20 protein-coding genes are annotated in these 19,089 nt (G+C 62.2%); 1 reads left to right on the top strand and 19 read right to left on the bottom strand.

The features are described from left to right. Window positions 1-17 precede the first annotated feature (17 nt). The 19 genes from JWQ24_RS19880 to JWQ24_RS19790 all read right to left on the bottom strand — a co-directional run bounded on the left by JWQ24_RS19880 (window position 18) and on the right by JWQ24_RS19790 (window position 18,072). Window positions 18-1,685: a PAS domain-containing methyl-accepting chemotaxis protein gene (locus JWQ24_RS19880; protein ID WP_299811786.1), complete on the bottom strand. Its 1,668-nt coding sequence runs from the start codon at window positions 1,683-1,685 to the stop codon at window positions 18-20. Between the two features lie 106 nt (window positions 1,686-1,791). Beyond that, on the bottom strand, window positions 1,792-2,175 hold the full coding sequence (locus tag JWQ24_RS19875) for a ribbon-helix-helix domain-containing protein (RefSeq protein WP_299811784.1): 384 nt from the start codon (window positions 2,173-2,175) through the stop codon (window positions 1,792-1,794). A gap of 44 nt (window positions 2,176-2,219) precedes the next feature. Beyond that, a complete protein-coding gene (locus JWQ24_RS19870) occupies window positions 2,220-3,878 on the bottom strand; it encodes a pilus assembly protein TadG-related protein (RefSeq protein WP_299811782.1) in 1,659 nt (552 codons plus the stop codon). A gap of 12 nt (window positions 3,879-3,890) precedes the next feature. Continuing rightward, window positions 3,891-4,325, bottom strand: a complete 435-nt coding sequence (locus JWQ24_RS19865; RefSeq protein WP_299811780.1) for a TadE/TadG family type IV pilus assembly protein — start codon at window positions 4,323-4,325, stop codon at window positions 3,891-3,893. Between the two features lie 400 nt (window positions 4,326-4,725). Further along, a complete protein-coding gene (locus JWQ24_RS19860; protein ID WP_299811777.1) occupies window positions 4,726-5,589 on the bottom strand; it encodes a LysR family transcriptional regulator in 864 nt (287 codons plus the stop codon). A gap of 420 nt (window positions 5,590-6,009) precedes the next feature. Continuing rightward, on the bottom strand, window positions 6,010-6,372 hold the full coding sequence (locus tag JWQ24_RS19855; protein ID WP_299811775.1) for a VanZ family protein: 363 nt from the start codon (window positions 6,370-6,372) through the stop codon (window positions 6,010-6,012). 84 nt (window positions 6,373-6,456) lie between these two features. Beyond that, the gene (locus JWQ24_RS19850; protein WP_299811773.1) at window positions 6,457-7,446 is read right to left on the bottom strand and encodes an amidohydrolase family protein; all 990 of its coding nucleotides are present in this window, start codon (window positions 7,444-7,446) and stop codon (window positions 6,457-6,459) included. A 16-nt stretch (window positions 7,447-7,462) separates the two neighbouring features. Further along, entirely contained in the window at window positions 7,463-8,848 is a 1,386-nt protein-coding gene (locus tag JWQ24_RS19845) for an amidase (protein WP_299811771.1), read from the bottom strand. Further along, window positions 8,848-9,054 carry a hypothetical protein gene (locus JWQ24_RS19840; RefSeq protein ID WP_299811769.1) on the bottom strand — a complete coding sequence of 69 codons (207 nt, stop codon included), beginning with the start codon at window positions 9,052-9,054 and terminating at the stop codon, window positions 8,848-8,850. The genes JWQ24_RS19845 and JWQ24_RS19840 overlap by 1 nt, the downstream gene beginning before the upstream one ends. Next, window positions 9,051-9,755: an ABC transporter ATP-binding protein gene (locus JWQ24_RS19835; RefSeq protein ID WP_299811767.1), complete on the bottom strand. Its 705-nt coding sequence runs from the start codon at window positions 9,753-9,755 to the stop codon at window positions 9,051-9,053. The genes JWQ24_RS19840 and JWQ24_RS19835 overlap by 4 nt, the downstream gene beginning before the upstream one ends. Beyond that, on the bottom strand, window positions 9,748-10,503 hold the full coding sequence (locus JWQ24_RS19830) for an ABC transporter ATP-binding protein (RefSeq protein ID WP_299811766.1): 756 nt from the start codon (window positions 10,501-10,503) through the stop codon (window positions 9,748-9,750). Before JWQ24_RS19830 ends, JWQ24_RS19835 begins: the two co-directional genes overlap by 8 nt. 58 nt (window positions 10,504-10,561) lie before the next feature. Beyond that, window positions 10,562-11,821, bottom strand: coding sequence for an ABC transporter substrate-binding protein (locus tag JWQ24_RS19825; protein WP_299811765.1), 1,260 nt, complete (start codon window positions 11,819-11,821; stop codon window positions 10,562-10,564). A gap of 28 nt (window positions 11,822-11,849) precedes the next feature. Then, window positions 11,850-12,815 carry a branched-chain amino acid ABC transporter permease gene (locus tag JWQ24_RS19820; RefSeq protein ID WP_299811764.1) on the bottom strand — a complete coding sequence of 322 codons (966 nt, stop codon included), beginning with the start codon at window positions 12,813-12,815 and terminating at the stop codon, window positions 11,850-11,852. After that, a complete protein-coding gene (locus tag JWQ24_RS19815) occupies window positions 12,812-13,663 on the bottom strand; it encodes a branched-chain amino acid ABC transporter permease (protein ID WP_299811762.1) in 852 nt (283 codons plus the stop codon). The genes JWQ24_RS19820 and JWQ24_RS19815 overlap by 4 nt, the downstream gene beginning before the upstream one ends. A 10-nt stretch (window positions 13,664-13,673) precedes the next feature. Continuing rightward, a complete protein-coding gene (locus tag JWQ24_RS19810) occupies window positions 13,674-14,552 on the bottom strand; it encodes a polysaccharide deacetylase family protein (RefSeq protein ID WP_299811760.1) in 879 nt (292 codons plus the stop codon). A gap of 2 nt (window positions 14,553-14,554) precedes the next feature. Beyond that, the gene (locus JWQ24_RS19805; protein ID WP_366521456.1) at window positions 14,555-15,262 is read right to left on the bottom strand and encodes a fumarylacetoacetate hydrolase family protein; all 708 of its coding nucleotides are present in this window, start codon (window positions 15,260-15,262) and stop codon (window positions 14,555-14,557) included. Next, window positions 15,259-16,158, bottom strand: a complete 900-nt coding sequence (locus tag JWQ24_RS19800) for a polysaccharide deacetylase family protein (RefSeq protein ID WP_299811758.1) — start codon at window positions 16,156-16,158, stop codon at window positions 15,259-15,261. The genes JWQ24_RS19805 and JWQ24_RS19800 overlap by 4 nt, the downstream gene beginning before the upstream one ends. A gap of 34 nt (window positions 16,159-16,192) precedes the next feature. Then, window positions 16,193-16,831: a cysteine hydrolase gene (locus JWQ24_RS19795; RefSeq protein ID WP_299811756.1), complete on the bottom strand. Its 639-nt coding sequence runs from the start codon at window positions 16,829-16,831 to the stop codon at window positions 16,193-16,195. Beyond that, window positions 16,831-18,072, bottom strand: coding sequence for an alpha/beta fold hydrolase (locus JWQ24_RS19790; RefSeq protein WP_299811754.1), 1,242 nt, complete (start codon window positions 18,070-18,072; stop codon window positions 16,831-16,833). The genes JWQ24_RS19795 and JWQ24_RS19790 overlap by 1 nt, the downstream gene beginning before the upstream one ends. 217 nt (window positions 18,073-18,289) lie before the next feature. On the opposite strand from JWQ24_RS19790, the gene JWQ24_RS19785 reads away from it, so the two are divergent. Next, window positions 18,290-19,033 carry a GntR family transcriptional regulator gene (locus JWQ24_RS19785; protein ID WP_299811752.1) on the top strand — a complete coding sequence of 248 codons (744 nt, stop codon included), beginning with the start codon at window positions 18,290-18,292 and terminating at the stop codon, window positions 19,031-19,033. Window positions 19,034-19,089: the final 56 nt, after the last annotated feature.

Below are 19,089 nucleotides of genomic sequence, written 5' to 3'. Positions count from 1 at the left end.
CCACCCTTCAATAGCCACTACGCCAGTTCGGCCGCGGCCCGCTGCATGTTGTTCGACATATCGGATGTCACGGTGCTCTGTTCCTCGACCGCCGCAGCGGTGGAGGTGACATATTCGTTGACGTGCTCGATCGCCTGCTTGATCGACACCAGCGCGCCGACCACATCGCCGGAGATGCCGTTCAGCGCTTCAATCTCGGTGGTGATCTTGTCTGTCGCCTGCTTGGCCTGGTTGGCGAGGTTCTTCACTTCCGCCGCAACCACCGCAAAGCCGCGGCCGGCTTCACCGGCTCGCGCGGATTCGATGGTGGCGTTCAGCGCCAGCAGGTTGATCTGGCCGGTGATGTCGCCGATCAGGCCGACGATGCCGCCCATTGAATGCGCCGCGGTGGTCAGGCGTTGCGCCTGGATGTCGGCGGTCTCGACCTGATGCACGGCGGACTCCGCGGTCTGCCGCGACTTTACCATGGTCTCGGAAATCTCGCGGATCGAGGCGTTCATCTCCTCGCTGCCGGCGGCGACGGATTCGATCAGCGAGCGCGCGCGCTCCGACTTCATCCGGTTCATCACCTGCGGCGTCATGTCAGTGGCGTACTTCACCACCTTGAACGGCTTGTTGTTGAGATCAAAAATCGGATTGTAGGAGGCTTGGATCCAGACCTCGCGACCGCCCTTGCCGATCCGCTTGTATTCCGCCGCCTGAAACGTGCCGCGGTTAAGACTGGCCCAGAATTCGCCATAGGCCGCGGAGTTTCGTTCAGCCGGTTCGACGAACAGGCTGTGGTGTTTGCCCTTCACCTCGTCCAGCGTATAGCCGACTGTATCGAGGAAATTCTGGTTGGCGGTGACGATGGTACCATCCATGTTGAATTCGATCACAGCCTGCGATTTCCGGATCGCGGCCATCTGGCCATCGCTGTCGGCAGCGCGCAGCTTTTGCGCGGTGACGTCGGTGGCGAACTTCACGACCTTGAACGGCTTGCCGTTCTCGTTGAGGATCGGATTATAGGTGGCGAGAATCCATACTTCCTTGCCGCCCTTGCCGAAGCGCTTGTATTCACCCGACTGGAAGTCGCCGTGATTGAGGCGCGCCCAGAATTCGCGATAGGCCGCGCTGTCGCGCTCGGTGGGCTCGACGAACATGCTGTGGTGACGGGCCTGGATTTCCGGCATCGCATAACCCATCGCCCCCAGGAAATTATCGTTGGCGGTGACGATGGTGCCGTCCATGTTGAATTCGATCACCGCCTGCGCACGGTCGATCGCGGCGATCTTGCCGGAAGCTTCCATGTTCTGGATCTTCTGGGTAGTGATATCGGTGGCAAACTTGATCACCTTCACCGGCTTGCCGGAGGTGTCGAGGATCGGATTATACGACGCCTGAATCCAGACCTCGCGGCCGCCCTTGGCGACACGCTTGTACTGCGCCGCCTGAAATTCACCCCTGTTAAGGTTACCCCAGAACTCCCGATAAGCCTGGCTGTCGCGCTGGGCGGGATCCACAAACATGCTGTGATGCTTGCCCTTGATCTCGTCGAGAGTATAGCCCAGCACGTTGAGAAAATTCTGGTTGGCGGTGATGATGGTGCCGTCGAGGTTGAACTCGATCATCGCCTGCGATTTGTTGATGGCAGCGGCCTGCGCCAGCGCGTCCTGCAGGCTCGCTTTATTCTGTCGGTTAAACATCTATCGCTCCCTGGCCTAAAATTTGAAAATAAAAAGGACATGACCTGTCGTCGCGCGATATCGCGCGGCGACGACGCATCAGGACTGCCGTGAGATTGACGCAGATCTACTCGGTGATCTGCGGCTGCTTGGTATCGAGCCGACTCCAGTAAGCCGCCACCTTCTCGGCGAGTTGGCCGCTACGGTCCGGATACAGCGAACCATGGCTCGTCATCGCATCCGCCCCGGAGCGGACCGACATGCTGCGCGCCGCGATCTGCTGGAAATATTCGAGTACGGCGATGCGCAGGTTCGACGACAGATTCGGCGTCTCGCGCTTGCGTTCGACCTTTTCGATGTAATGCTCGATAGTGGTCTGCTCCATCCGCACGATCGCCTGCAGGCTGACCCAGAAGCTGTCCTCGAGACTGACGCTGGTGCGCTTCTTGGAAACCACTACGCTGCGCTTGCGATTGACATTGGGCCGACTCATCGTCGTTTCGTAGCTCATCTCGTTCTCCTGTTGTAATCGTTAAAGTTTACGCGTTTACTAATTCAGTTCACCAACACCGCGCCGCCGCAGCGGATGCCGGATACCCAAACGTCGGCTTGCCCGATACCAACACCGAGCCCCGACAGCACCATGCTGAGCAGTTGGTCGATCGAGCTGGTGGCGCCGCCGATGATGCCGACGACCAGCGGGCCTAAACCGGGAATCGGGATGCCGAGGCCAATCACATTGACGTTGACGACCAGGTCGTTGAGCAGGCTTGAGGTCAGCGACGAGGTAAAATTCGTGCTGGTCACGGTCTTCTTGGTCTGCGCGGTGATGTCGGCATAGCTGAACGTCACCGGGGTCGGCGTTGTGTTGCCCATCCCGGCATGGGCTCGCGCATTCACCGAGACCAGGCCGAGATCTACGATCTTCAGCGCGGGCGGATTCGGCTTGGTGGAGAAGTTGCTCATGTCGGCGTTCGAGACGTCGCCGATCCACGCATCGATGATGCCCGGCGTCACGCCGAGGGTGACGGTCGATGTGTTCATCGTCGGATAGCCGCAGGTGATGTTGTTCAGCGTTGCTGTGCCGGAGGCGACTTCCACATAGGCCTTCAACGACACCACTGACGCCGGCGCGGTGCCGAGCAGGTTGATCGTCGCGAGTATCCGGGTCTGCGCGGTATGAACGCTGGCGCCGGCGCTGCCGACGGTGATCCAGCTGGTTCCGGTCGGCTGCGCGCCGACATTGGCGATGACCGACGCGCTGGCGATGCCCGGAAGACCGAGGCTCACCCCCGTCGCGATCTGGCTGTTGCCGTTGGCGACCCCCGCCGTGGCCTTCAGCAGATCGAGCAGAGAGAGGCTAATGCCGATCTTGGCTTGGCCAACCTGCGAGCTGTTATAAGGACCGAGATCGAGCAGCGAGCCCGGCAGAATCTTCGTCGTCAGCGAGGACGCCGCCGAGACTACGGATTGCAGCGCCGTGGTCGCCGCGCCCGCGCCGTTGGTCGCCTGCTGGGTCGTCAGCGCCGCGGCGAGGATGTCGCCGACCTTGATGTTGGAGTTCAGCAGCGTGTCGTAGGACACCCCGGTCAGGTTGACGCGCGTCGCCAGCGCCGAGAGAAAGGTGAGCGCATCGATGCGCGCGCTGAGCAGCGAGTTGTAATCCATCACCGACAGCGACAGCGTGGTGCCGAGCATGCCGCCGAGCAGGCTGTTGAGAAACCCGTTGTTCACCGACGCCAGCCGCGAACCTATCGCGAACGACGCCATCGACGACGTCGTCGCGATCGCCGAGGTCTTGATCTGGAAGTTGTTCTGGCCGGTGAAGAAGTGGCTGAAATACAGCGGCGTCTGGGTCAGCAGCTTGACGCGCGCGGCATTGGCCGCGCCGACCGGCGGCGTCACGAAGCGCGCCGCCGGCGCCAGCGCCGCATTCGCCGTGTAGGTACCGAGTTCGACGCTGACCAGCGAGTTGGCGGGATAGTTGTTCTGGGTCACCACCGCGGTCGCGGCGTTGGTTGCGTTGGTGAGATTGCTGGCCGCGACGATGGCGCCGAGATCCGTGGTGCTCTGGGTCTTGCGGCGATCGGCCGAAATGGTTCCGATATCAACGCCAAGCGCTGCACAGCAAACCGCGAGCAACATGCCGCCTGCGGCCATGATCGCGATGTTGCCGCGCTGGTCGGACCGGAAACGTCGCAACAGGCTGGGCATCGATGCGATTCCTCAGAATCCGCCGTAGGGAATGACAGCCGTGCGAATGATGTGGGTCGGCGGCAGCGGCACGAACGGCAGCGCGTAGATGAACATGCTGGAAGCGTCGTAATTCACGGTGACGACGAACACGTTGGTATTTGTCGGCGAAGTGGCGGCGTTGACGGTGAGGCGCGTCGCATCGATCATCGGATAGGTTCCGGCATTGGCGGTGACGAACGATGTCGCGATCGATCCGCGCTCGCTCTCGCTCATTCCGGCTACCGACGAGCGCGCAGCTTCCGCAGCAAGCTGTTGCACGCCATGAATCACGGCGAGATAGGAGCCGAACACAACAATGCCAAAAACGATCGTCAGAAAGATTGGCAACACCATAGCGAACTCGACCGCGCTCGAACCGCGGCGGCATCGCAATAGCTTGAACATGGCGACCTCGGGTTTCGACATTCGCCAAGTCTTGCAAGGTTGCATGAAAACTACCTATACAACTTCTGTTACCTCACGTTAGTTGCGATAGGTGCGGATGTAGGGATCGCGTTCGATAACGGCATCGAAACTGATAGGGCCATCAGTTTCGATAGAGTTGCTATGCTATGCTCGAATTGAGGTCGCTGTCGCGCTATTGATGAGGAATGACCATCGCGCGCCCCTATGAAATAAGGGGATTCCGTTCCTTGTGACGCCGCGCGGGCGTGCTCAAATTTTCAGGACGATGGAAAGCAAGGGACATCGGTATACACACGGCTGATATGCCGGGGCATATCGAGCGGCCGGTCAAAGCCGATTGTATAGGGGGGCGCCCATCGCCGTAGAGCGTTGATTGTCGTTGGCGAGGGACAGGCTCGCACTAGATGGCGAGAACCTTTTCACGAAGCTGCTCGACAAACGCCCGGTTCTTTTCGCGAAAGCCGGCGCGGGTGCAAAGAAAGATTTTCGGCGTTCCCGGCAGCGGAAGATAGTATTCATTGGCGAAAATCAGCGGCTCGGGGACCAGCCGCTTCGGCAGAATCGTCAGGCCCATACCGGCCTTGGCGGCCTCGATACGGGCGTTATATTCGGGGCTTGAGAAGGCGATGCGGTACACCATGCCCTTGCGCTCCAGCGCCTGGATCATCAGGTCATGCGTAATCTGGCCGGGCCAGGTCAGCAGCGGCACCGGCGCGCCGGGGCTCAAGGTGAAGTCCGTCGATCGCACCCACGTTACTTCATCGTCGCGCTGCGCGATCACATCGATCGATGCGTCCGGCGGCAAATCGACGAGGCTGAGGAAAATACCGACATCAATGAAGCCATCGAGAAGGCATTTGGCGATCTCGGCGGAATTGTCGGCATAGATGCAGACATCGGCCATCTGGGCCTTGGTCATGGTCGCCAGCATTCGCTGTGAATAGACGTTGCTCATGCCGAGCCGGATCGAACTGTCGTCCGACGTCGTGCCGCGCAGCAGCAGCAGCTGGTCATTGGCTTCAAGAATCTTGCGCGCCTGCGTCAGCACCAGCTTGCCGAGTTCCGTGGTGGCGGAACCGTTGGCGGATTTCTGGAATATGCTACCACCGACCGCGTGTTCGATGCGCTTGATCTGCGAACTGATCGCCGGCTGGCTCAAACCTAGCAGTTTCGCCGCTTTCGTGATGCTGCCTGCTTCGGAAATGCCGACGACGGAGCGCATGATCTCGGTCGGTATGCTCAAATGCTGGTAGCGACGCTGCATATTTCATGGTCCTTTGAGATCGACATCCCCTCCGCGCGGAACCGCAGCTTCGAAGACATCACCAAAGTCACGAGCCACCTGAAGAATCGAAGGCCGAACGTTTCTTGTTTGTGGTTGCATGCCAAGCCATACTCCCACTCATCAAGTAGTATCGGCGTCGTTTTATACATAGCAACACAATCGTTCGTATTAGTTGCATGTCGGGCATTTATATCGCGTTCGGTGGTACATTGATCGCTAACATTGGTACCAAGCTACCTTGCGGGCACGCGTCAGCGGAACCGCGTTCAAACTCAAGCCATGAACTTGAAGCAACCGCGACGATTTTTTCGCGTGACGAAAGTGATTCGTTCGCAGAAACGGATCGACCGATCTCTATCTATTTATCGTGTGCTAACATAGAGATGCAAACCGTCGCTGTTAATCCTGACGAACAGAGCGGGTCGATGCGAACGCGGCGTAGGCGCGATTGCAGATTGAGGCAACACCGACTCCGACCACGCCACCGGCGAATTTGACCAGTGCATCGGACAGATGGCCGTGGCGATCGGGCGTCAGATGCTGCAGGGCTTCGAGAACGAAGGCCGTTGCCACGATCAGAGACAGCACCATCCATAAGCGTTTTGGATAGGCCAATCCAAACAGGAGACCGGCGAAGGCAAACGCGCCGAAGCGCTCGATGCTGACATCCTCGACATGCGGACGCAGGCCGATCGGCGACAGCGTCGCAAAGACGATGAAAGCCAGAATCGCCCAGGCGACGACGGTGAAGAATCTGTGCATGTCCGTATGGATACCCGATTCCCATCCCGGAAACCGGAATCCTGCCCCGAAAGGTTAATCGCCACCGAACGAAGCCGCGGCGGTTCAGGTGATCCTGAACAGCCGGCTGGCATTGCCGAACAAGATGCGTTCCTTGTCCGCTTCCGACAGCTTGGTCGCCCGGACGGTTCCAACCGGATCGGTATCGCCCATGTCGAACGGATAATCCGAGCCCATCATCACCCGATCCGCGCCGGCGACGCCGACCAGAATCTCGATCAGATCCGGCGAGAACACGCAGGTGTCGAACCACATCCGCTTCAGATAGGTCGAGGGCGCATCCGCCGTCAGCCGCCGCACTTCAGGGCGCACTTTCCAAACGTGGTCCATGCGGCCGGCATAAAACGGCAGGAAGCCGCCGCCGTGCGCGATCACCACATCGAGCTCGGGGTGCCGGTCGAGTACGCCGCCCATGATGAAGTGCGAGATCGCGATGGCTTCCTCAATCGGCTGGCCGAGGCTGTTGACCATGAAGAAATCGCCGAGACGCTGGCCCTGCGAGAAACCGAGCGGATGCACGAACAGCGGCGCCTTGAGCTGCGCGAGGCGAGCATAGAGCGGATCGAAGGCGGGGTCGGACAGTTCGACGTCCTCGACGCGGGTGTCGATCTGGAAGCCACGCAGGCCCAGCGTCTCCACCGCATACACCGCCTCTTCAATCGCGCGCACCGGGAAACGCATCGGCAAGGTGCCCATGCCGGCGAAATGCGAAGGGTCCTGCGCCACCAAGGCGGCGATGTCCTCGTTCTGAACGCGCGACAGCGCGACCAGCAATTCCTCGTCGGCCCAATAGTGCTGCTGCGCCGGCGCCGGGATGATGACCTGGATATCGACACCCATGCCCTGCATCGTCGCGCGGCGGGCATTGAGGTCGAGCATCTTGCCCGGCAGCAATTTGTTCTGCTCGGCGTCGGTGACCCGGCTCTGCATCGACATGTCGCGGCGATACGGATTGCTCATCGGATCGTAACGACCGGCCACGAGCGGCTCGACGCGCGTGCTGAGCGCGTGGGTATGCATATCGATGATGGGCATATTTAATCTGCTCGGTTCAGTTCAGTTCGGCGGCGTCAGGCACGCGCTGATGCCAGTCGGTGACGCCTTGATAGGCATGGATGGCGCGCAGGATGGTGGCCTCCGCATAGGGACGGCCAACCAGCTGAAACGCGACCGGCAGGCCGGCGGCATCGAAGCCACACGGCGCCGACGCGGCCGGCAGGCCGAGATAGTTGATGCCGCGGGTGCAATGCGTGACCTGACCGATCACGCGCGCGACGTCCGCTGGATCGCCTTGGGTGGTCGCTTCGATCGTCGGCACCGGAATCGAGATCGCCGGCAGCAGCGCCAGATCGGCGGCTCCGATGCACGATGCGATCCAGCCTTGCGTGATCTGCGCACGCAGCGACAGCGCCTCGACATAGCGCGTCGCCGGATAAAAGAGGCCAGGCTCGATCCGCGAGCGAACCTGATCGGCGTAATCCTGCGGCCGCTCGATCAGCCAGCGCCGGTGAATCGCGGCGGCCTCGACACTCATCAATAGATGCATCAGCGCGTTGATCACCGCCATGTCGGGCGGCGCGGTCTCGATGGTGGTGACGCCAAGCCCGCGCAACGCGACGACGGCCTGCTCAAGCCGGGCGGCAATCAGCGGATGCAGCAGTTCGCGGTAGTAACCACCGGGGATCGCGATAGTCATGCCCTTGATGCCGTCGCCAAGCCCGGACTCATAATCGCCTGACGTGATCACCGACAGCAGCCGCGCGGAATCCCGCGCCGTGCGCGTCAACGGTCCGGTGCAATCCAGCGAGGCCGACAGCGGCATCACGCCGTCGGTCGGCACCAGGCCCCAGGTCGGCTTCAACCCGACGAGACCGCACATCGCGCCGGGATGGCGCAGCGAGCCGCCGGTGTCGGTGCCGAGCGAGCCCGCGACCAGACGCGCGGCGACCGCGACGCCGGAGCCCGACGACGAGCCGCCCGGCACATGCGCCGGATTCCACGGATTGAGCGCGTGGCCGTTATGTTCGTTGTAGCCGGTCGGGCTCAGCGCGAATTCGGCAAGTTGCAACCGGCCGAGATCGAGCGCGCCGGCGGCATCGAGCCGATGCATGACGGTGGCCGTGGTATCGGCCCGGAAATCGGAACGAATTTTCGAACCACCGGCGGAGAGATCGCCGGCGCGGTAGAACAGATCCTTGTGGGCGAGCGGCACGCCATGCAGCGGCGGCAGTGCGGCGCCACCGGCGCGCAGCCGGTCGGCGGCATCGGCCGCCTGCAGCGCGCGCGCGCCGTCAAGGCGGACCACCGCATTGAGCTTGCGGCCGACGGTTTCGAGCCGGTCGAGCGTCACCTGTGTGGCAGCGACGGAGGTGATATCGCCGGCCGCGATGGCATCGGCGAGCGTGCAGAGGTCGAGCGAAGCAATAGATTGAGTCATTATGCCTTGTCCGCCGCGTCCAGCCAGTTCGGAAAACCGTAGGGCGTGGAATCGAACTGCAGCGAGCGCACGGCTTCCAACGCGATGCGGTCGTTGGTGTCCTCGATCTGCGCTTTCGCCCGCGCCACGCGCGAGGCGGCGTCCGGCGCGTCATTCAGCTCGCCGGCAACGCCGCGCAACAGGTCTTCATTCATGATCTTGCTCATTGCACACCAAGCCGCTGGAACAGCAGATCGGTTTGCTGACTCAGTTCTTTCGCGTCGCCCTGATGTACGACCTGTCCGGTCTCAAGGATATAGACGCGATCGGCCACCGCCAATGCGCTGTACAGATTCTGCTCAACCAACAAGATCGACAATCCCTCTTTCTTGAGATCGAGGATGATCTCCTCGAGATGCTGCACCATCACCGGCGCCAGGCCTTCGGACGGCTCGTCCATCAGGATCAGTTGCGGATCGATCATCAGCGCGCGGCCGACCGCGAGCATACCGCGTTCGCCGCCGGACAATTGGCCGCCGCGGTGATGGCGACGTTCCGCAAGACGCGGGAAGATGCTGAATACGCGATCGACGGTCCAGCCGTCCTTGGCGCGCGTGCTCTTCAGCATCGTCAGATGCTCGGTCACCGTCAACGACGGAAACAGCCGGCGGCCCTGCGGTACGATCGCGATCTTGCGCGCCGCGATGTCATGCGGCTTCATGCCGACCAGATTTTCGCCACGCCAGCTGATGCTCCCGGAGCGGATCTGCGGCGGCACCAGCCCCATGATGGAGCGAATGAACGTGGTCTTGCCCATGCCGTTGCGGCCGAGCAGCGCGACGATTTCGCCGGCGCCGACGTCCAGCGAGACGCCGCGCACCACGACCGCATCACCGTAACCGCTGTGAAGATCCCTGACCTCAAGCATGACGTGGCTTCCCGAGATAGACTTCCTGAACCTGCGTGTTGCGGCGAATGCCTTCCGGTGGTTCCTCGACGAGGACGCGCCCTTCGAACATGCAGGTGACGTAATCGACCAGGCCGAGCGCCAGGTCCATGTCGTGCTCGATCAGCACCACGGTGATGTCGCGGCTGAGCGAGCGGATCACTTCCGCGATCATCGATCGCTCGGACGGCGAAAGACCCGCGGCCGGCTCGTCGAGCAGCAGCATGGTCGGCGTCGTCACCAGCGAGATCGCGATCTCGAGCTGGCGCTGCTCGCCATAGGACATTTCCTTGACGATGACATCAGCGCGCTCGCCGATCCGCGCGGCGGTGAGCGCCGCCGCAATGCGTGCCGCTTCCGTCTCGTCGGTATCCGGCGCGCCGAACAGCGAGAATTTTCGCGGCGACAGGCCGCGCAGCGCGAGAACCATGTTGTCGCGCACGGTCAACGTCGGAAACAGGTTGGTGATCTGGAAGGTGCGCGAAATGCCGAGCTGCGCACGACGGTGCGGCGGCATCTTCGTCACATCATGACCATTGAACATGATCTTGCCGGAGGTCGGCGGCACCGCGCCGGCGATGGCGTTGAACAAGGTGGTCTTGCCGGCCCCGTTCGGGCCGATGATCGCGCGGCGCTGGCCGCGCGGCACGGTCAGGCTGACGCCATCGACCGCCCGCAAGGCGTCGAAGGCCACCACCACATCAGTCAGGGTCAGGATCGGTTCGGACACAGAATTTTCCCGGTAAGAAGGACGCGGCCACCGGGCCGCGTCCTGTCATATGGCTGGATCAGGCTTTCTTGATGCCCTGGAAGGTGCGCGAATAGGCCGGCTGCTTCATGTAGGTCTCCGGATCGTACTTCCAGAACTGACCGACTTCCGGATAGGTCTGGATCGGAGCATTCCAGAACTTGCCGTCGGCGCGCTTGACTACCTTGCGTATATAGACGTCATAGACCGGGTTGCCGTAGGCGTCGAACTTGACGGTCTTGCCGAGCGGCGAGCCATCGAGGTCGGTCTTCAGCACGGTATCAATGAAGGCCTCGCGGTCCTCGACTTTGCCGCCCATCTTCTTCAGCGCCGCATCGATCCACATCATGCCGGAGAACATCGAGAAGCCGTACAGCGACGGCGTCTTGCTGTACTTGGCCTCGTAGTCCTTGACGAACTTCGCGGTAATCGCATTGTCCGAGCCTTCGGCGAAATGCGCCGGCGAGATGATGCCTTCAGCTTCTTCGCCGAGGGTACGGATCACCGACTGGTCGGTGCCGTTCATCGCCATCAGCAGCGGCGTCTGCGCCTTCAGGCCGAACGAGGCATACTGCTGGATGAAGCGGGTAGAGTCCGCGCCGGTCTCCATCGCGAAGATCGCATCGACCTTCAGTTCGGCAAGCTGGCCGAGATAGGGGCTGAAATCCGCGGTGTTGAGCGGGTGCCAGAACTGCTGCACGATCGTGCCGCCGCCTTCGGTGAACACCTGGGCGAGACCGCCGCACTGTTCATGACCGAAAGTGTAGTCCTGGCTGATCGTGGCGATGCGCTTGTAACCCTGCTTCAGCGCCCAGTCGCCGAACGGATGGGTAAATTCGCTGGCGGTGTAGCCGGCGACGCGGATCACGTTCTTGATGCGGGCGCGCTGCGTCAGATCGTCGGCGGCGATGATCGGAATGAAGTACGGTGTGCCGGTGGCCTTGACGTAGTTGGCGACGGCGAGGCCCGTGTTGGCCAGCAGGTTGCCGATCAGCATGTGGCAATTGCCCTGCTCGACCAGGCGGCGGGCCTTCTGCAATGCGGTGTCGGGGTTCGAAGCGTCGTCCTCGATGACCAGCTCGACCTTGCGGCCGCCCATCTCGTTCTTGACCTGCTCGAGGTAGAACTGCACGCCTTCGACCATTTCCTTGCCGCCCGAGGCCACGACGCCGGTCAGCGGTGCCAGCAGGCCAATCTTGATCGGGGCGCTCTGCGCGTGTGCGGCACGCCAGGGGGTGACACCGACGCCGGCGGCTGCGACAGCCGCCGTCGAGGTCTTCAGAAATTGCCTACGGTCCATCTCGATATCCTTTCGGTGAAGCACTCGATTAACGCACCTTGCGCGACAGAACGGCGCGCAGCTTGCCTACGATGCCCTCAGGGGCAAAGATCATGATCAGTACGAAGGTGAGGCCGAGCACCATCTGCCAGCGCTCGGTATGCGCGCTGACAAGGTTCTCCAGCGCGATGATCGCAGCGGCGCCGACGAAGGAGCCGAACAGCGTACCGACCCCGCCGGCGATGGCCATCAGGACACCTTCGACCGATTGCGCCAGCGCCACCGTGGAGGGGCTGACGAAGTTGTTGAACATCGCATACAGCCCACCCGCCACCCCGGCGAACACGCCGGACACCGTGAATCCGATGAACAGATGCAGCGGCACGTTATAGCCGAGGCTGCGCATCCGGCTTTCGCTGTCGCGGATACCGCGCAACGTCAGGCCGAACGGCGAGCGCACGAAGCGCCACATCAGGAACGAGACCACCGCTGCTCCCGCCAGCACCGCCCAGTAGAACGCGCTGTGGCTGAGCAGCATCGCAGGCCGCACGTCGGCGCGCATGCCGTTCTCGCCACCGGTCACCTGGGTCCAGCGCAGGCAGACGCCCCAGACGATCATGCCGAGCGCCAGCGTCAGCAGCAGGAAGTAGACGCCGGAGGTACGCACCGCGAGCAGCGCGAACACCGCAGCCACGCAGGTTGCTGCCAATACACCGAGCGCGAAGGCCGCGGCCGGCGACATCCCCATCTGCGCGGTACAGTAGACGACGACGTAAGTGGAGACGCCGAAGATCGCGCCGTGGCCGAGCGAGGTGCGCCCGGCGAAGCCGGCGAGGATGTCGATCGACATCGCCAGCACCCCGAAGATGAGCACCTCGGTGGCGAGGCCCACCTGATAGTTCGACAACACCAGCGGCAGGCCAGCCGCGACCGCCAGCACGGCCGCGACAATCAAGGCGGCGCGACCCGTCATGCCCGCAAGGCGAGAAGTATTGGGTGTCAGTTGCTTGATCATGTGGCACGTCCGAACAGGCCGAGCGGACGGAATGCCAGCAGCACCGCCATCGGGCCGAAGATCACGAAATAGGCCAGCTCCGGGAACATCACCTGACCCAGCGTATTGAGCAGGCCGACCAGCAGGCTGCCGACGCCGACGCCGACCAGGCTGCCTCGGCCGCCGATGATCACCACCGCGAGACTGAAGGTGAGGATTTCCGCATCCGCCGACGGATACAGCGACAGGAACGCGCCGCCCATCAACCCGCCGAGGCCGGCCAGCGCCGAGCCGAACAGGAAGGTAAAGAGAAACACGCGCTGGATGTTAACGCCGGAAGCTTCCACCATCTCGGCATCATCGACGCCGGCGCGGATCAGGGCACCGAGTCGCGTGCGGTTCAGCAACAGCCACAAACCCGCGAAGACGAAGATGCCGGCGCCGAGCACGAACAACCGGTAGATCGGATAGAAGGTGCCGAACACCTTGGTGCCGCCGCGCAACATCTGCGGGATCGGCACCGTGAAGCTGTCGCCGCCCCAGATCACCAGCGCGAGATCGTTGAGGAAGAAGGCGACGCCGAGCGTCAGCAGCACCTGGCGCAGTTCGTTGCCTCTAACGAAGCGCAACAGTCCCTGGTCCAGTACGAAGCCGATCGCTGCGATCGCGGCCATCGCGCCGACACCGCCGAGCACGAAGCTGCCGGTCTTCACGGCGACGCTGTAGCCGACATAGCCGCCGAACAGATACAGCGCGCCGTGCGCGAGATTGACGATCCGCAGCAGGCCGAAAATCAACGTGAAGCCGCTCGCCACCACGAACAGCAGGGCAGCGAAGGTCAGTCCGTTGAGTATCTGGAAGAAGCTCATGCGTGTTTACCTACGGTGCCTTCGGCCCGACCGAAAGGTACCAATCGAGAATCTGTTCGCCGGTCATAAATGCCACGTCGGATTTCTGCTGGATGGTTTCGAAGATGCGACGGAAATGCTTGAGGCGATGCGGCGCGCCCATGATGTAGGGATGCACAACGAGTGCCATGATCCTGGCCGAGTCGGCGGAATCTTCATAAATCTGCTCGAACTGGTCGATAGCCCGGTCGTAGTACTCGGATGCCTTGTGATGCTGGATCAGCATCATCGCGACGTCATTGCATTCCTGCGTGTAGGGCACGTTGACGATCGGCGTGGTCGTTGTCTTCAGCCACACCGGCTGGTCGTCGAGCACCCAGTCGCAGACATATTCGTAGCCTTCCTGCTTCAGCAGGTCCGGGGTGTTCCAGCTCTCGGTGAGGCCGGGGCCGAGCCAGCCGCGCGGACGCTTGCCGGTCGCGGCCTCGATCACGTCCGCGGTCTTGCGGATATCCTCGCGCTCGTTCTCGACCTTCTGCATGTTGCGCTGGGTGAAGCCGTGACCCATGAACTCCCAGTTGCGCGCCTTGGCGGCTTCGACGATCGGCGGATAGGCCGCCAGCGCCGAACCGTTGATCGCCAGCGCCGCGGGGATCTTGTAGTCGTCGAACACTTTCAACATGCGCCAGAAGCCGACGCGGTTGCCGTATTCGTGCCAGGCCCAGTTCGGAATGTCGGGCATCGGCGAGCCACCGGCCGGCGGCGTCAGCACGGTGCGCGGCATCGTCTGGTTGATGTCCCACTCCTCGACATTGACGATCACCCACACCGCCATCCGCTTGCCGTTCGGCAGCTTGAGCGGCGCGCGAGTAGAAATGGGCGAATAGGAAATGCGTTCTGTGGGCAACATGATCAGGCCTCCGGGGGCGTGATGGTGATGGTGAGGGACGGCAGGCCTTCGATATGGGCATCGATCAGATCCCCGGGGACTACCGCGCCAACGCCGGCCGGGGTGCCGGTGTAGATCAGGTCGCCGGGCTCCAGCGTCATCTGTTTCGACAGTTCGGTGACGATCTCGGGCACGCTCCAGATCATCTGGCCGATATCGCCGCGCTGCTTCTCGACGCCGTTGACCGACAAGGTAATGGCGCAGCCCTTAAAGTGGCGCGCATCACGCGCCGGCGCAATCGCGCCGCAGGGCGCGGAGGCATCAAAACTCTTGCCGGCCTCCCACGGCAGCTTCATGTCGCGGGCATCGCGCTGGCGATCACGGCGGGTCAGATCGATGCCGACGGCGTAACCCCAGATGTGATCGAGAGCTTCGGCCACCGGGATGTTCTTGCCGGCGCGGCCGATCGCGATCACCAGCTCGACCTCGAACTGGAAGTCGTCGGTGAACGGCGGATAGGCCACCTGGGCGCCGTCCTGCACGATCGAATCGCGCGGCTTCTGGAAGAAGAACGGCGGATCGCGCTCGTCGGCTTCGCCCATCTCGCGGATGTGGTCGAGATAGTTACGGCCGACGCAATAGACGCGACGGACCGGGAAGGCGCCGCCGCCGAGCACCGGAATCTCGGTCACGGCAACGGCGGGCAGCATGTTGGGGAAAAATTCGTTCACGTCTTGGATTCCATCTCGGCCTTTTGGCCATTGTACCAGTCGAGGATCTGCTCACCATTCCAGTGCACGACGCCTTCATGCTTGTTGAAATAGTCGTAGAGCTGCTCAAGATATTTGATCCGGAACGGTTGTCCGGAAATGTAGGGGTGGATCGCCAGCGACACGATTTTCGGGCGGTCTGCGCTTTCCTGATACAGCCGGTCGAACTGGTCGATCGCCCGCTTCATGAAGTGGTCGCTCTCGTGGTGCTGCACCATCATCATCGGGATGTCGTTGAGTTCGACGGTGTATGGCAGCGTCACCAGCGGACCCTTGTCGGTGTTGATGGTGGTCGGCTCGTCGTCATAGACCCAGTCGCCGATATATTTGACGCCGGCTTCAGCGAGATGTTCCGGGGTATCGAGCGTCTGCGTCAGGCCGGGTCCGAGCCAGCCCACCGGGCGCTTGCCCGTGAAATTCTCGATCACGTCCATCGAGCGGTTGATCATCGCCTTCTGGTCGGGCTCCTTGTGGATCGGCCCCTGCTCATAGGCGTGGCCCATAAATTCCCAGCCGGCATCTTTGGCCTGCTGCGCCACGCGCGGATAATCCTCGCAGACGCGCGCGTTGATCGACAGCGTCGGCTTGATGCCGTGCTTCTTGTAGAGATCGAAGAAGCGCCAGACGCCGACCCGCATGCCGTATTCGTGCCAGCCCCAGTTCGCCACGTCGGGCAGCAAGGCTGCACCGGTCGGCGCCGGGATCACCTGGCGGGCCATCGGCTTCGCGATGTCCCAGACTTCGAGATTGACGATGGTCCAGACGATGATCCGCGCCCCGTTGGGCAGCTTCATCGCCGGACGGTCGACGATGGCGGAAAAGTCGGTGCGCTCACGCGGCTGCATGGATCCGGTCATGGCTGGATGCCCTTGGGGGTATGGGTGTGAATGATCATGCGGCGAGCTCGCCGAGCTTCATCACGGCGTCGGTATCCATCACGAAACCAAACGCAGTGCGGATACAGGCGAGGCCTGCTTCGTGCATCGCCGGCCCGTCCATGCTGTCGACGCAGTCCTCGACGACGATCACCGAGTAATCGCGGACGTTGGCGGCGGTGGTGGTGGCGAGCACGCAGGAATTGGTGTTCACGCCGGTGATCAGCAGCGTGTTGATGCCGTGCGACTTGAGCACGAAATCGAGGTCGGTACCGAGGAAGCAGTCGTAGCGCTTCTTGGTGTTGACGATGAAGTCGCTGTCATCGAGCAGCTCCGGCATCACGTTGCAGCCGGGGCCGCCCATGATGTTGTGACGCATCACGTTCTTGCGGGTGTTGTTCGGGTCTTCTGCACGCGTCCGCCAGAACGGATTGGCGCGGATTTCCGCCTCGTCGCGATAGGACGTCATCTGATGGATCACGGGGATTCCGTTGGCGCGGCACCAGTCGAATAGCCGCTTGTTGGCAGCAATAATCCGCGTCGCCACGTCCGGCCTGGTCGGCATCGTCGCGACGGACATGTCGAGATGGCCGCGATGCAGATCGATCGCGATGACGGCAGCCTTGATGTGATCTACGCCGAGATTCATAACCATTATACCAACGGGCTCCAAGAGGTCTTCAGCAGCGCCACCTGGTCGATGCCGAACTTGTCAGCCAGCCAGTCGGCCAGCACTTCCTGGCCAATCGTCGGGTTGTCGTGCTGGCAGTGCTCGGCGCCGGTCTCGTCCGGCTCCAGCACGCGCATCGTCGCATCGACGCCGTTGGCGATCGCATGGTCATAGGTCGAGCGCGCCGCGGTGACGGTGAGCACGTCGTGGCCGCCATGCAGCACGAGATAGGGGCACTTCATGTGTTCGAGATGGCCCTTCAGCGTGAACGGCTTCATCAGTTCGTGCGCTTCCTTCATGGTCCTGGCGCCGAATACCCAGCGGATATGCATCGCCAGACCGAAATCGTCGCCCTTCTGGCCCCACATATCGTGCACCGACCACACCGCGCCATGCGAGATCACCGCCGCCAGACGATGCTCGTAGCAGCCGGCGCGCGCGGCGTAGTAGCCGCCCATGCTGGAGCCGCACACCGCGATGCGCGAAGCGTCAACATCGGCGCGCTTTTCCAGCCAGTCGATGCACTTGCCGACCGGCACTTCGGAATCGGCGCGGGTGGCGAGACCGTGGCGACGGAGCGTGCCGCCCTGGCCGGGCAGATCGACCATCAGCACCGAGATGCCGCGCTGCAGGCAGCCATGCGCCTGCATGAACCACATCTCGTCCTTGATGGAATCCAGACCGCCCATGCAGATCAGCACCGGCATCTTGTCGCCGGGGAACGGGGCGCGGATGAAATAACCGCAGATCGGCTTGCCGTCTTCGTAGGGAATTTCGACCACTTCGCCGGGCGGATTCAGATACGAAATGAACTTGTGCGAGCAGGCTTCCATCTTCTCGAAGGTCGGCAGCCGGCGGACATCGTCGGGCTCGAGATGAAATTCCGCTTGGCGGTAGTAATCCGCGGCGCGCAGGAAGCAGTTCATCGCGGTGCGGATGTGGCCGAGCTTTTCCTCGGCGAGGCCGCGCTGCCAATTATTGTCGGCGATAACCATCCATTCAGCGTGCCAGCTTTCGAGATCGCCGGGGATCATGCGCGATCCCGCCAGCATGATCTCGCTGACGCTGCCGCCACCTTCCTGGGTTTCGCCGAGGCCGCGACGGAACTGGTAGGCCAGCCACGGATGCTCCGGCCAGTGATGCCAGCCGAACGGCTCGTAATGCGGTCCACGGTCCGCGGTGATTTCCTCGATGGCATTTTCGCTGATGGGTTTCGTTGTCGCCACGAGCACGCACCTCACCTTCATTTGATTAGCTGCATCTTTTCCATCGCCCCGCCCGAGTCAATGAAAATTACATACACTTTTTTCGTTGCTCATCATTTCCGCCGTATGCCTGTTTATTATGCGCACCGTTTGTGCAGGAAAATATGGATTTTTGACATCAAGCGTGATCGAATGTCGCAGGTGACTTGAAAAGTGTATTCAATTTTGGATTTTCCCGATGGCTCAACAAGCCGATTTTTCCCCGGTCGAGCCGGCCGTGCTACGCGCCGGCAACCGTTCGCTGTCGGTGATGGACCAGATCCGCGAAGCCATCCTTGATGGCTCGGTCAGTGCCGGCGAACGCATCAACGAGGTACGCTTCAGCAAGACACTGGACGTATCGCGGACGCCCGTACGCGCCGCGCTGCAAGCGCTGGCCGGCGAGGGCCTGCTCGACTACGCCCCGAACCGCGGCTTCACGGTGCGCGAATTCCCGCTCGATGCCATCGTCGACGCCTATGAAATCCGCGCCTCGCTGGAGGGCGTCGCCGCACGCTTTGCGGCCGAGCGCGGGCTGAGCAGCGAGGAGCGGGCTATCATCGAGCAAAGCCTGCTCGCCGGCGACCGGCTGCTGGCGGCGGGTCACTTCGAGGCGGGTGATATCGCCGTGTATCGCGGCATCAACGGCGATTTTCACGAGACCCTGCTGTCGGCAGCGCGCAACCGCATGCTCGCCGAGATGATCCGGATCTGCCACCACGTGCCGATGTCGTCGAGCCGCAACATCGTCGCCTTCGAGCATCGCGACGTGCGCCGCCGCCACGACGATCACCACCGCATCTACGAGGCAGTACTGGCGCGCGAACCGCACCGCGCGGAAATCCTGATGCGCGAGCATGTCTCGGGCGTAAAGGCGTCACTGGTGAAGGCCCTGACCGAGCGCGGCGAAGCAGCCTTGCCCGGCGCGGCGAAGACCGGTTAAACGAAGCCGCAGCACTTTGCGCCCGCGGCCAGCACGTTGGCCATGGTGCGACATCA

Source organism: Tardiphaga sp. (genome assembly GCF_028290495.1).
GTDB lineage: Bacteria > Pseudomonadota > Alphaproteobacteria > Rhizobiales > Xanthobacteraceae > Tardiphaga.
Note: the sequence above shows the minus strand (reverse complement) of the source record. Positions and strands in the feature narration are given on the sequence as shown.